General features: G+C 39.2%; 10 protein-coding genes. 6 read left to right on the top strand and 4 right to left on the bottom strand.

From position 1 onward, the window contains the following. Positions 1-69: 69 nt before the first annotated feature. From ACFSR6_RS11860 to ACFSR6_RS11840, 5 genes are all read left to right on the top strand, one after another. The gene (locus ACFSR6_RS11860; protein WP_379079034.1) at positions 70-1,272 is read left to right on the top strand and encodes a PepSY-associated TM helix domain-containing protein; all 1,203 of its coding nucleotides are present in this window, start codon (positions 70-72) and stop codon (positions 1,270-1,272) included. 23 nt (positions 1,273-1,295) lie between these two features. Further along, the gene (locus ACFSR6_RS11855) at positions 1,296-2,234 is read left to right on the top strand and encodes a DUF6607 family protein (RefSeq protein WP_379079031.1); all 939 of its coding nucleotides are present in this window, start codon (positions 1,296-1,298) and stop codon (positions 2,232-2,234) included. Positions 2,235-2,408: 174 nt separating this feature from the next. Further along, on the top strand, positions 2,409-3,548 hold the full coding sequence (locus ACFSR6_RS11850) for a M28 family metallopeptidase (protein ID WP_379079029.1): 1,140 nt from the start codon (positions 2,409-2,411) through the stop codon (positions 3,546-3,548). Between the two features lie 171 nt (positions 3,549-3,719). Further along, the gene (locus ACFSR6_RS11845) at positions 3,720-4,796 is read left to right on the top strand and encodes a DUF5694 domain-containing protein (protein ID WP_379079026.1); all 1,077 of its coding nucleotides are present in this window, start codon (positions 3,720-3,722) and stop codon (positions 4,794-4,796) included. Positions 4,797-5,067: 271 nt separating this feature from the next. Beyond that, on the top strand, positions 5,068-7,842 hold the full coding sequence (locus tag ACFSR6_RS11840) for an outer membrane beta-barrel protein (protein ID WP_379079023.1): 2,775 nt from the start codon (positions 5,068-5,070) through the stop codon (positions 7,840-7,842). A gap of 69 nt (positions 7,843-7,911) precedes the next feature. Here the strand turns inward: ACFSR6_RS11840 and ACFSR6_RS11835 are convergent, their stop codons facing one another. The 4 genes from ACFSR6_RS11835 to ACFSR6_RS11820 form a co-directional block, all read right to left on the bottom strand. After that, positions 7,912-8,916 (bottom strand): LLM class flavin-dependent oxidoreductase, encoded by a 1,005-nt coding sequence (locus ACFSR6_RS11835; protein WP_379079020.1) that lies wholly within the window; start codon positions 8,914-8,916, stop codon positions 7,912-7,914. Between the two features lie 71 nt (positions 8,917-8,987). After that, complete coding sequence (locus ACFSR6_RS11830) at positions 8,988-9,674, bottom strand: class I SAM-dependent methyltransferase (RefSeq protein ID WP_379079017.1); 687 nt, start codon at positions 9,672-9,674, stop codon at positions 8,988-8,990. A 202-nt stretch (positions 9,675-9,876) separates the two neighbouring features. Next, entirely contained in the window at positions 9,877-11,277 is a 1,401-nt protein-coding gene (locus tag ACFSR6_RS11825; RefSeq protein WP_379079015.1) for an MBL fold metallo-hydrolase RNA specificity domain-containing protein, read from the bottom strand. Between the two features lie 62 nt (positions 11,278-11,339). Then, positions 11,340-11,567 carry a YtxH domain-containing protein gene (locus tag ACFSR6_RS11820; RefSeq protein ID WP_379079012.1) on the bottom strand — a complete coding sequence of 76 codons (228 nt, stop codon included), beginning with the start codon at positions 11,565-11,567 and terminating at the stop codon, positions 11,340-11,342. Positions 11,568-11,646: 79 nt separating this feature from the next. On the opposite strand from ACFSR6_RS11820, the gene ACFSR6_RS11815 reads away from it, so the two are divergent. Continuing rightward, a complete protein-coding gene (locus tag ACFSR6_RS11815; protein ID WP_379079010.1) occupies positions 11,647-12,270 on the top strand; it encodes an HAD family hydrolase in 624 nt (207 codons plus the stop codon). The last annotated feature ends 100 nt before the right edge of the window (positions 12,271-12,370 follow it).

The following is a 12,370-nucleotide window of genomic DNA, read 5'->3' as shown; positions in this document are numbered from 1 at the left end:
CGGATTAACTCTAAACTTTTCAGCCAACCGGGAGCCAAAACTGCCTGTCGGTTCATTATTAAAAGCTTAATGTCGCCAACAAAACCTCTACAGAAAAAGACTAAGAAATCGCAGATAAGAAGAATCAGCGATTGGCTGCACTTGTGGCTGGGTATAACATCTGGCCTTGTGGTTTTTCACCTGGGCATTACTGGTTGTATTTTTGCCTTTCAGAAAGAAATCACCGAGTTTATACATAGAAAAGAGTTTTTTGTTGAGGTACCGGCAGATAAAAAAACAGTTCCTTTAAGCATATTAAAATCGACTGCCGAAAAAGCCCTGGGCGGAAAGAAAAAAGTTACTTTCATTTCGAGCTATGCCCAAGCCGACCGGGCATGGGAGTTTAACACTTATAAACCTGGTAATCCTAAAGCATTTTGGTACTTCGATTCTATAGATTATTACGATCTTGTGCTCATCAATCCTTATACGGGAAAAGTTACATTAGTTTCCGATAATAAATACGAATTCTTCGGCATCATTAAAATGCTGCACTGGAGTTTTCTCATTAACCACCCCATCGGGCAGCAGATTATCGGTTGGAGCACCATCATTTTTGTTTTTCTTTTAATCTCGGGTATGGTAATGTGGTGGCCTAAGAACCTCAAAAAATCAAACTTCGATAAAAGTTTTAAAATTAAATGGAAGGCCAAATTTAAACGCATCAATTATGATATGCACAACGTATTGGGTTTTTATGTGATGGTCATTTGCCTGATGCTGGCACTAACAGGCCTCGTGTGGGCCTTCCAATGGTTCCAAAAAACGGTGTATGTAGTGGCATCAGGCAGCACTAAACCACCCAAAGAAATACCGGCAAAATCAGATTCGACCAAAACCATTGAAGCCATTCCTTTTGATGTGGCTTTCGAAACCGCGCAAAAAACCTTTAAAGATGCAGACCGCATCGGGATGTCGCCAGCCGAAGGTGGTACAGCAACCATTTATGCAACCGGCTATAAGGGCGAAGAAACCTATTGGAATTTCGATGTCCTGCTACTCGATCAATACACAGGCAAATTGCTCGCCCGTAAAAACCAAAGCGATAAAAATGCGGGTGAAGCACTTATCGGGATGAACTATGATATCCATGTTGGGGCTATTTTAGGCCTACCCGGAAAAATAATGGCATTTTTTGCCAGTTTAATTGCAGCAAGTTTACCCATTACCGGATTTATTATCTGGTGGGGCAAAAAGAAAAAGAAGAAAAATCCCGCCATTGCGGAAAATTAACCACCCCCTAATTAATAATAAAAATGAAATTTTTGAACCTAATTTTGGTATTAACCGGCTTAATTACCCTTAATACCAGCGCACAAACAAAAGTAGATACTCCGGAAGAAAAATTGGAAAAAGACAGAAAGGCCATTAAATCTTTAGCGGGTTTCTATGAAGTGAATTTCAATTACGGTGAAGTAACCGCACCCGATCCGAATTACAAATTCAGTAAACCTTACGAAAGCCATGGCAATGAATGGGCCGAAATTATTGTTGATGAGCCTAAAAGAATTGTGATTCAGCATATGCTGGCCATAAATGATACAACGGTAATTAAACACTGGCGCCAGGACTGGACTTATGAAGATACCGATATTATGCTTTATACTGAAGGTAATGCATGGAAAAAAGGCCATTTAACACCAGCAGATGTAAAAGGTAAATGGACACAAAAAGTGTATCAGGTAGATGATAGTCCGCGTTACCAGGGTTATGGCACCTGGAGCCATGTTGGCGCTCATGATGCATGGCAGAGCGAAACCGATTCGCCACTACCAAGGCGAGAATCTACCGTGCGTAAAGATTATAATGTATTAAACCGCGGCAGCAGAATTACCATTACCAAAGATGGCTGGATGTTTGAGCAGGACAATAAAAAAATTGTACGCTCGGCCAGTGGCGATAAATTGCTTGCTGTTGAAAAAGGTTATGAGGAATTTACCAAAATAGATCCTAAAAATTTTGCCAATGCGCAAAAATGGTGGGCAAATCAAAAATCTTACTGGGCTGATGTGCGAGGCGTTTGGGCAGATATTATCGGATCTCAGAACACCTTCAAAGTACAAACGATGGCAAATGGTAAATTGCTTTACGAAACGCTTTTTAGTTTAGGCGATCAATCTATCAAAGAAAAATGGACAACAGCGCAGAACAAAGAAAAAATTAAAACAGCTTTACAGCCTTACCTGGTAAAATAATAAGAATAATTATATCTAATGGTTGATGGATTAATAGCAGGAGCCGTTAATCCATCAACCATTTTTATTTTCAATTATCGTCATGCAGCATTCATTTCAGCATCTATCAGATCCCTGGAATAAATTCAGGCTAACGATCACCTTTTCCTCGGTTTTATTTTACTAAATTCCGGCATGAAAAAATTCAGTTTCTTCATTTTCCTGTTTTGTACCGTAAACAGTTTTGCACAGGATTCTGCCTATGTGCGGACTGTAATAAACACCCTAACCTCAAAAACATTCTGGGGCAGGGGATATGCCAAAGAGGGTATGAAAAAAGCCGCCGATTATATTGCCCATACCTATCAAAAAACCGGCTTATTGCCAATGGGCACTCACTATCAGCAATATTTTTCTTTCCCTGTAAATACCTTCCCGGGAAAAATGATGGTCGCTATTAATGGACAGGAACTCGTGCCAGGTAAAGATTTTATCGTTAATAGCGAAAGCCCTGGCATTAAGCAAAAAGCCAGTTTAACACCGATTGACAGCCTTAATTACCAGGCTACGCCTTCATTAATCATTTCATTAAAAGACAAACTTACCTGGTCGGCAGCTACAGAAGTGGGAGGAGTAACCAATATCCAGGTTAACAAGAAATATTTCACAGCTATTCCAAAAGAAATCAGCGTTGATATCGAAAACAAATTTATCCCCGATTTCCAGGCTGCCAATATTTGCGGCCTGGTTAAAGGAACTAAATACCCTGATTCACTTTTAATCATTACCGCGCATTACGATCATCTGGGCGGAATGGGTGCCAATACCTTTTTCCCCGGTGCAAATGATAATGCTGCCGGCGTGGCTACCCTGTTAAGTTTAGCCAAATATTATGCGATCCACCCTCAGCCCTATTCCATTGGCTTTATTTGTTTTGCAGCAGAAGAGTCGGGCCTTTTGGGGTCTGGGTATTTTGTAGAAAACCCGTTGGTTCCCTTAGGTAACATTAAATTCCTCCTTAACCTCGATCTGGTTGGAACAGGTGAAGCCGGAATGACTGTGGTTAACGCACCTGTTTACCCAAAAGCCTTTGCACAGCTCAATGCTGTAAACAACGAACATCACTACATTTCCAAAATTAATCCGAGGGGTAAAGCAGCCAATAGCGATCATTATTTCTTTACCGAGAAAGGGGTTCCTGCGTTTTTTATCTACACCCAGGGCGGTCCTTCAGCCTATCACGATATATTTGATAAACCCGAAACCCTACCCCTCACTAAATATAATGATCTCTTTAAACTGATAGTTGGTTTTAACCAAAAACTAATGGAATAAGCCTTACATACGGGACAAAAAGCTTAAACCGCTATCCCAACGTTTAGTTCTAAGGTATTAACACCCAAATTCCTTTTTTACCCAATTGGGATAATATATTGAGGCTTTGGGATAATTAAATATAGCTTACAAATGCATCTGTTCATCTTTGAATCAACAAAACGAACAAAGATGAAAACCATACAAAAACTTAGCCTTGCATTTTTATTATTAACCGCAATCGCGTTTAAATCAAATGCCCAAAATCAGATCGAAATTGTTATAGTAGGCTCTGCCCACGATAATTCTAAATCTGCACTAAACTTCCAGGAGATTATTGATAAGCTGAAAAACTTTAAACCTGATATGGTTTTTGGTGAATATTTACCTGAGGCCGATTATGCTAAACTTGAAGAAAGCAATTGGGCCGTAAAAGTTTTTAAAAAAGGTCACGATTACATCGAAAAACTAAATCCGGAAAAGCCCAAAAACATTACTGCTCAGATTAAAAAAGATCGGAAAGCACTTGAATCTTTTGCTTACTACCATAAAACCCGTATGAATTTAGCCGTTAATTATGCCAAAAACTGGGACAGGGCAAATGCTGAATATCAGATTTTTATTCTCCAAAATTATATGAAAAACAGTTTTGGTAAAGAAGAACAGCTTGAATATACAAAAATGTTTGGTAGCATAGATTCTTTAAAAAAAGCAGGCTTATACCGCCCAGGAAGCGAATACAGCAAAATCTATTTCCCGCTCATTTATCAATTGGGCCAGAATCAGATTTATAAAATGGATTGCCAAACTTATGATAAACCATGGAGCGAAGCCTGGGCTAAAACCGATTCTTTGTACAAAGTCATGATCAATAAAGCTAAGGCCGACAGCATTTCGGCTGAAGCAGCAACAGTTAAAGCTATAGAAAGCTATTGGAGTTATGGTGAAGAAGAATCGAAAGTTTTTAATGCCGATCCGTATGCGGGCATGAACACGGTGAAATACGGTGTGCTGGATGAAGCCTGGAACTTTTATGGTGGTCCTCATTTTTATGGTTATGCAGGCTTTCCTACCGAATCGGTAAAAGCAATGATTGCCCAATGGACGTTAAGAAATGAGGGCATGTGCAAAAACATCGTTGAGCAGGCAAAAGCGAAAAACGCCAAAAGGGTTATTGTGGGTGTTGGCGCCTCGCACCGCAAATGGATGGAAGAAATACTGGCCAAGAACCCAGCAATAAAAATTATTAATTACAACGATTTACACTAAATTAATCATCTTTTCAATTGGCCTCCTTGCAAAGCAATGGAGGCTTTTTTGCTTTTAAGATTGTAATTTTTCTGTGGCTATTTGCAAATACAGCCTAATCAGCCTACTTTTAAACTAAAATATTAGTTGTTTTTTACATGCAACATTTTAAAAAATTTGGTGTCAGCCTCTTTAACAACCTTATCCATCACATTTTTAATCAGGTTCGTCACATTTATTGATTTCGTAAAAAAATAGCTAATACTTTCAGGTTCCTTATTTAAAACCATACATGAAAAAACTCTTACTCTCGCTTGCTTTTAGCTTAATTATTTTTAACCTGTTTGCACAAAAAAACGGAAGCATTACCGGAATATTAGCCGATAGTGCCAATCATAAAGTTACCTTAAATTATTCTACTGTTTCGGTTTATAAAGTTGGCGACAGTGTATTAACCACTTATAAACTTTCAGACGATAAAGGTCTTTTTAAAATCAATGGCCTTGCCACGGGTATAAAATACCGCTTAGTGGTAACCGCATGGCAATATGGAACTTTCAGAAAAGAAGTTGAGTTAACTGCCGCAAATCCTGCCGTAAACCTTGGTACTCTTTACCTTTCGACCAAAGCGAACGATTTAAATGAAGTTGTAATTTCAGCAGAACGGCCACCCGTTATCGTACGCAAAGATACCATCGAGTTTAATGCAGAATCATTTAAAACCCTGCCATCAGCGGTGGTAGAAGATCTTTTAAAAAAATTACCCGGCGTTGCTATAGCACCTGATGGTTCTATACAGGTTAATGGAAAATCCGTGAGTAAAATCCTGGTTGACGGAAAAGAATTTTTTGGTGGCGACCAACAGATTGCTACTAAAAACCTGCCAGCCAATATTATTGATAAAGTGCAGGTAGTTGATGATAAACAAGCCAAAAGACGCGATCCGGACCTAACCGCAGCAGAAATTCCACAGGTTATTAATTTAAAACTGAAAAAAGCCATTAAAAAAGGTGCTTTTGGAAAGCTATATGCAGGTGGCGGACAGCGAGGCCTTTATCAGGCCGGTGGATTGATGAACTTTTTTAGGGATACCACACAGGTAAGTGTATTGGCTTATGGTAATAATATCAACCAGCCAGGCTTTAACCCTAATGACGTACAACGTATTGGTGGTTTTAACCGAAGTGGGATAAACTCGATGATGATGACATCGGGAGGTTATTTCGAGTTTAACGGTATTAGTTTTGGAGGAAGCTATAACGGTGTTCAGGCTTCATCGGGCGGTGGTTTTAATTTTAATACCATTAACAAAAAAGGCATTAAATTTAATACACAGTATTTTTTTGGCCGATCGGATAATCTTCTGGAGAAACTCAGCAATACCAACCAGACACTAGGTACCGACAGGCTGATTACCAATGCCAATGAAAATACCAGTTCCCTTATTCTAAAACACAATATTGGCGGAAAATTAGACTGGCAGATCGATTCCTTAACGCAACTGACCATTGAACCGGCAATTGTGCTCAACTCCAACAATTCAGTAAGTAAAGTTTCTTCAGGCAATACCAATGCAAATAACCAATTGATTAATACACTCGAAAATTTAAACGATAGGAACAGTTCTACAAATAAATATCAGTTAATAGCTGATTTTAGTAAGGATTTTAAGAAAGCAGGAAGATCATTTAACCTGGGTACTGATATTTCTGCAACCCCAAATCCTATTGTTAATTATAACAGAAGCAGCAGCGTTTTTTACCTTACTCCTTCTACCGTAGAAATTGACCAGTTAAGGAACAATACCATCGATAATTTCAAGGCTTATATTTATGCCAATTATACCGAACCCATCAGTAAAAAATTGAATTTTAAAGCAGATGTAAGTGGCAATATCATCAACAATGAAAATGCGTTAAGCACTTTTTACCGCAATCCGGCTAACCAGTTATACGATATTGTAATTCCGAATTTGTCGCAAACCGTTAAGCAGGCAGGGTTTAAAACCAATACCAATATGAGTGTGAGGTATAAAATAACGAAAGATCTCTATCTTCAACCTGGTTTGGTGCACAATTACATCTCGCTCAATAACCGTTTTACAAATGCAGCCAATATCAACCAACGGTATAACTTTATCTGGCCAACGTTCCAGTTCAAGTACAAAATTTTCTCATTCAATTATTCTGCAAGGTTTACGGAGCCTAATGTAAATTATCTTCAACCTGTGGCCGACAATACCAACGCATTTTATATCAGGAACGGAAATCCAAACCTGCTTCCGGCAAGAACGCAGAACTTAAGTATGAACATGTATAAGTACGATCCGAAAAGCTTAATCAATTATAATCTTTATGGTTATGGTAATTTTACCAAAAATGGCATCGTGAACAGCATCACCATCAATAATGGCGTGCAAACGGTTAATCCAATCAATATGAGCGGCATCTTTAACTTTCAGGGTGGAGCTAACATTTCAAAAGATTTCAGGAAAGATAAAACAAGCTTAAAGGTTGGACTGGGTTTCTGGGCCAATTTTGATCATACGCCTGTTATTGTAAACAACATCCAAAGTGATGCAAATGTATTTTACGTTGGGCCAAATGGGAGTGTGAGACTAAACCTGAACGATAAGGTTGAGATTAATCAGTCGTATTCCGTAAACCTCAACCGCAGTAAGTATAACGACAGTTTTTACACCAATATCAGTTACAACACCCACCAGAGTACATCAGAACTGATTATCCGTTATCCTAAAAAACTGGTTTTCGAAACCAGCTATTCCTTAACCATCAACGACCAAAAAATTGCAGGTTATAACAATAATATTAAATTCTGGAATGCCGCCTTTACTTACCTGTTCATGAAAAACGACAGGGCACAGTTGAAATTTTCGGTTAACGATATTTTACAGAGCAATGTGCGCAGAAACATCCAGATTACAGGCAATAGCGTTATCGATACGCAGACTAATAACCTGGGTAGGTATGGCATGCTTACCCTTACTTATAATATCCAGAATTTTGGTCAAAAAGTTGGCGGCCGACAAACATTTTTTAATTTTTAAAGTGTCTGTCAGTCCTGAATATTAACTCCGGGGTTTGTGTTTCAAGAAACCCCGGAATTGCGATTTATTTTACAGGAATAAATCTGATAACAACTGATACGATTTTATCCGGTCTTCAAAATGTTCGGTAATGGTAACCGCCATTAATTCATCCACATCATAATCAGCAGCCAGTTGGGAAAGCCGCTCTTTTATTACTACTGGTGTGCCGTAAATCATCCGCGGTTTATTGGCATTTATTCGTTCCTGTTCTGCAGCATTATAACTGATATCTTTAATATCATTCCAACCCACCGAGGTTAATCTTCCTCCCTTTTCAAGCTGGAGAAAACGGTAGCTCATTAACGCCTCCTGCTGCTTTACCTTTTCTTCATTGTCTGAGCAGAAAACAAAAAGTGCCACATTTTCAACTGGCTTTGCTAAGTCAACCGAGGGCTTAAAATGTTCCCGGTAGTATTGAACTGCCTGTGGCCCTCCATGTGGATTGATAAAATGCGCAAAAGAAAACCCCATTCCGAAGTGGGCCGAAAATAAAGCACTTTGTCCGCTGCTGCTCAATAACCATTGCTGTGGAACCGTTTCAGCAATTGGTATTGCCTTTATTTTTGCCTGGATACCGCCATCAGAGGTGTCATGAAGGTAATGCTGCAATTCGCGCAGCTGTTCTACAAAATCCTGCTCACTCCAATTATTTGATGGATTAAGCATCGAAGCCGTAATACGGTCGGTACCGGGTGCCCTGCCCATACCCAAATCGATGCGATTAGGATGCATTACCTCCAATAAACGAAAACTTTCTGCCACTTTTAACGCGCTATGGTTGGGCAGCATGATACCGCCGGAACCTATTCTCAATGTTTTGGTATGATTGGCCAAATGCGCAATTAAGATCTCGGGCGTTGAGCCCGCTAAACTCGTAGTATTGTGATGTTCTGAAACCCAAAAACGGTGGTAACCTAACCGCTCGGTTTCTTGTGCAAGAATAGTAGTTTCTTCAATGGCACGACGGGCAGTAACACCCTTGCGAACCGGCGATTGATCTAAGACACTTAACTTTATTTTTGTATTGCTCATAATTCGTATATCACAAATGTATGAGCCTGCTTATCTAAAATATTAGCCCAAAAAGCTTTATGACTTTAAGATTATTGCGCTAAAGTCAATTTGACTAAATACTGATCTTCTCCATCATCGAAAATCAGTTCGGCATCCCATCCCGTTTCCTTTGCAGTATGTTTAATGGTTTCTTCATCTATGTAAATCCAGTTGAACCAGTTGCCTTTTTCGCCTTTATATTCATACTGGTAAGATACTTCCCCGTAATATTGGTTTTCAGGTTTTGGCATATCCTCATATAAATAGGCAATGTCAGAAGAATCGAAAATTACCTGTCCATCCGGGTTGATCAGGTCTTTTAATTTGATCAGAAAATCCCTAAAACCTGGCAATGTTCCGGTAAGGCCTATACCGTTCATGAGCATAATAACAGTATCAAATTTCTCCCGGTAGGTAAAAACATCCTGTACAAATGCCTTTTTTACGCCACGATCTTTCATAATGTTTACCGCAGCTTCCGAAATATCAATGGCTGTAACATCGATATTAAAAGCCTGCAAAAGCAAAGCGTGACTGCCCACACCAGCACCGATATCCAATACCTTACCGCTGCACATGTGCAAAGCCTGAAGTTCCAACACCGGCATATCTTCATCATCACGGAAGAAAAACTCCAAAGGCATTTCTTCAGCTTCTCCGTAAGAATTATGTAACCAAAGGGTATCAGCCTCGCCTGTCCTGTATATATCTGTTAACGCTTTACCAAAAACATCCATGTGGCAAAGATAGGGAGGAAAGCTGAAAGACTAAAGCTTAAAGAAAATGAGCCATAAAAAACCCTCATTACAACAAATGAGTTATAAGTTAGTCGGGATTTACAAATCCGTTTTAAGAATTAAGTTCTTGTAATCTTTATTGAACCAGATTTAAAATTGTGAAATGAGGTCTGGATTACAAATCCAGACCAACAAATTAATTTTATACCAACTCAAACACCTGGTGGTATTCGGGTATGGCTACATGTTTAAACCCATTATTTTTTAACCTGGTGGCGAAATGCTGCTGTACTTCGTATTCGCCATGTACCAAAAACAGCTGTTTTACTTTTGCGGGATCCTGGCAGGATAAGAAATGCAGTAAATCTTCATAATCGCCATGCGCACTCATCGATTTAATTGATTGTACTTCAGCTTTCACTTCATATTCTTCACGAAAAATCTCTACTACTTTTTGTCCGGCGATTAACCTGCCGCCAAGCGAATTTGGCTCGCAATACCCCACCATTAAAATGGTATTTTTGGGATTACCGATATTATTCCGGATATGGTGCTTTACACGGCCTGCCTCTGCCATGCCTGATGCCGAAATAATTACACAAGGCCTAGGATCTTCATTTAAAGCTTTCGATTCTTCTACACTTTCAATAAAACGCAGTCCTTTAAAACCGAACACATCATGATCTATTTTTAAGGTTTCTTTAACCCCATTATTATACACTTCAGGATGGTTCTTAAGAATTTCTGTAGCTTTTGATGATAACGGGCTATCTACATAATAAGGAACATCGGGTAATTTACCTTTCAGTTCCAATCCGTTTAAAGCATAAAGCAATTCCTGAGTACGGCCTACGGCAAACGCCGGAATAATTACTTTACCCTTTTTTATTTTACAGGTATTGGAAATGATCTCCAACAGCATATTTTCAATCGGATCGAGGTCTTTATGCAGCGAATCGCCATAGGTAGATTCCATTAAAATGTAATCGGCCTGATCAAACTGCTGTGGGCTTTTTAAAAGCAGATCACCATAACGGCCCACGTCGCCCGAAAAAGTAATCCTGGTCGGTTTTCCATCTTCAGTAATCGTAAGGTGTACGGCAGCACTTCCTAAAATATGGCCTGCATCTGTAAATTTTAAACGTATACCAGGTTCTATTTCAAAATCTTCTTCATAATCTACTATCTTCATCTGGCTCACCGTTTTGGTAACATCTTCTTCAGTATAAAGTGCTTCCTCCATTTCTTCGCCGTGGCGCAGGTGGCGGTTGGCATATTCGGCATCCTGCATCTGGATCTTTGCAGAGTCCATCATCAGTATGCGGGCAAGGTCCATTGTTGCTGATGTACAGAAAATTTTGCCTTCAAAACCTTCTGCAACCAATTTGGGCAATAACCCGCAATGATCTATATGCGCATGCGATAAGATCATGTAGGTCACCTTTTTGGCATCGAAACCAAAATAATCATTTAATTTATCAGTAACATGACCCATTCCCTGGAATAAGCCACAATCCAATAGTATCTGGATACCATTTTTTAATGTAATAAGGTGCTTACTCCCCGTAACTGTACGGGCGGCACCATGAAAAGCAATGTTCATCAAGATGGTGGTTAGAAATATATAGAATAAAAGTGCCGGATATTTCCGGCACTTCCAATTCTTTAAGCATTTATTTCTGCTACTTTATCTTTAACCTTGCCGGCAACACTTGTGGCTTTATCCGCCAAGCCTGCTAATTTATCTTTTGAAGCATCTAAAAGATCAGCAAAAAAATCTGACACCTTACTTTTTAGGTCGCTGGTAGAATCTGATGATAATGCCAAGGCAATGGTTGCTCCTAATGCTGCTCCGGCTAAAACGCCAACTATAATTTTTGTCTCTTTTTTCATATTCTTAGTAATTTACTTATTAAACATATTTAACCAACAGGTGTTTTTATTTTTTTCACCTCACAAAAACCAATCCACAATGAAGCGCATATTTTTCATAGACCTGGACAATACCATTTATTTTACCAAGGCAAACGAAGAACAGTTGATGGGCGAATTATACCGTTTCCTGGAAAAACTGGATTTGGGCATCAGCAAAGAAAATTTTCAACTTGCCAAACAGGAAATGCTGAGGGTGCCTTTTCTAAAAGTGGCTAAAAAGTATGGCTTTAAGGAAGAAGTAATGCCTGAAGTGATTTCGTACCTCGAGAATAGGGAGGTAACCAAGCCCTTAAAACCAAGCAATGATTACCACTACATCAAAAGCCTGACAGGCAGAAAGTTTATTGTAACGGCGGGTTTTCCAAAACAGCAGCAATCAAAAGTAAAGATGCTGGGTATTGCCGATGATTTTGAGGAAGTACATGTTGTAGACGTTTCCATTACCAATAAAAAGGAAAGCTTTCAGATGCTCATTGATCGCCATCACCTTAACAAAGAGGAAATTCTCATTATTGGCGACGATGCCGGATCGGAAATCAAATCCGGATTGGAACTGGGGATCAGCACTTTTCTGCTCGATCCTGAAAACCTGTATCCAAATGCCGAAACCACTTTTAGCGGGACTGATTTGAGTACTCTGCATGCAGTAGCCGGGCAGTAATGCAGCGTAACCTACCATATTTAATAAAAATTAAAAAAAGGAAGCATTATTTTATGGTTGATTATTACCATATTAAACCTAAATTTATTCTTTACACTTA

This window comes from Pedobacter vanadiisoli (assembly GCF_042684385.1).
GTDB lineage: Bacteria > Bacteroidota > Bacteroidia > Sphingobacteriales > Sphingobacteriaceae > Pedobacter > Pedobacter vanadiisoli.
The sequence above is the reverse complement of the archived record's forward strand: the minus strand, read 5'-3'. Positions and strand labels throughout refer to the sequence as shown.

Excerpts from the sequence above, each read along its gene's own strand:
- ACFSR6_RS11835 (WP_379079020.1), bottom strand. The coding sequence starts at position 8,916 with ATGAGCAATACAAAAATAAAGTTAAGTGTCTTAGATCAATCGCCGGTT.
- ACFSR6_RS11815 (WP_379079010.1), top strand. The coding sequence starts at position 11,647 with ATGAAGCGCATATTTTTCATAGACCTGGACAATACCATTTATTTTACC.
- ACFSR6_RS11850 (WP_379079029.1), top strand. The coding sequence starts at position 2,409 with ATGAAAAAATTCAGTTTCTTCATTTTCCTGTTTTGTACCGTAAACAGT.
- ACFSR6_RS11825 (WP_379079015.1), bottom strand. The coding sequence starts at position 11,277 with ATGAACATTGCTTTTCATGGTGCCGCCCGTACAGTTACGGGGAGTAAG.
- ACFSR6_RS11820 (WP_379079012.1), bottom strand. The coding sequence starts at position 11,567 with ATGAAAAAAGAGACAAAAATTATAGTTGGCGTTTTAGCCGGAGCAGCA.
- ACFSR6_RS11840 (WP_379079023.1), top strand. The coding sequence starts at position 5,068 with ATGAAAAAACTCTTACTCTCGCTTGCTTTTAGCTTAATTATTTTTAAC.
- ACFSR6_RS11855 (WP_379079031.1), top strand. The coding sequence starts at position 1,296 with ATGAAATTTTTGAACCTAATTTTGGTATTAACCGGCTTAATTACCCTT.
- ACFSR6_RS11845 (WP_379079026.1), top strand. The coding sequence starts at position 3,720 with ATGAAAACCATACAAAAACTTAGCCTTGCATTTTTATTATTAACCGCA.
- ACFSR6_RS11860 (WP_379079034.1), top strand. The coding sequence starts at position 70 with ATGTCGCCAACAAAACCTCTACAGAAAAAGACTAAGAAATCGCAGATA.
- ACFSR6_RS11830 (WP_379079017.1), bottom strand. The coding sequence starts at position 9,674 with ATGGATGTTTTTGGTAAAGCGTTAACAGATATATACAGGACAGGCGAG.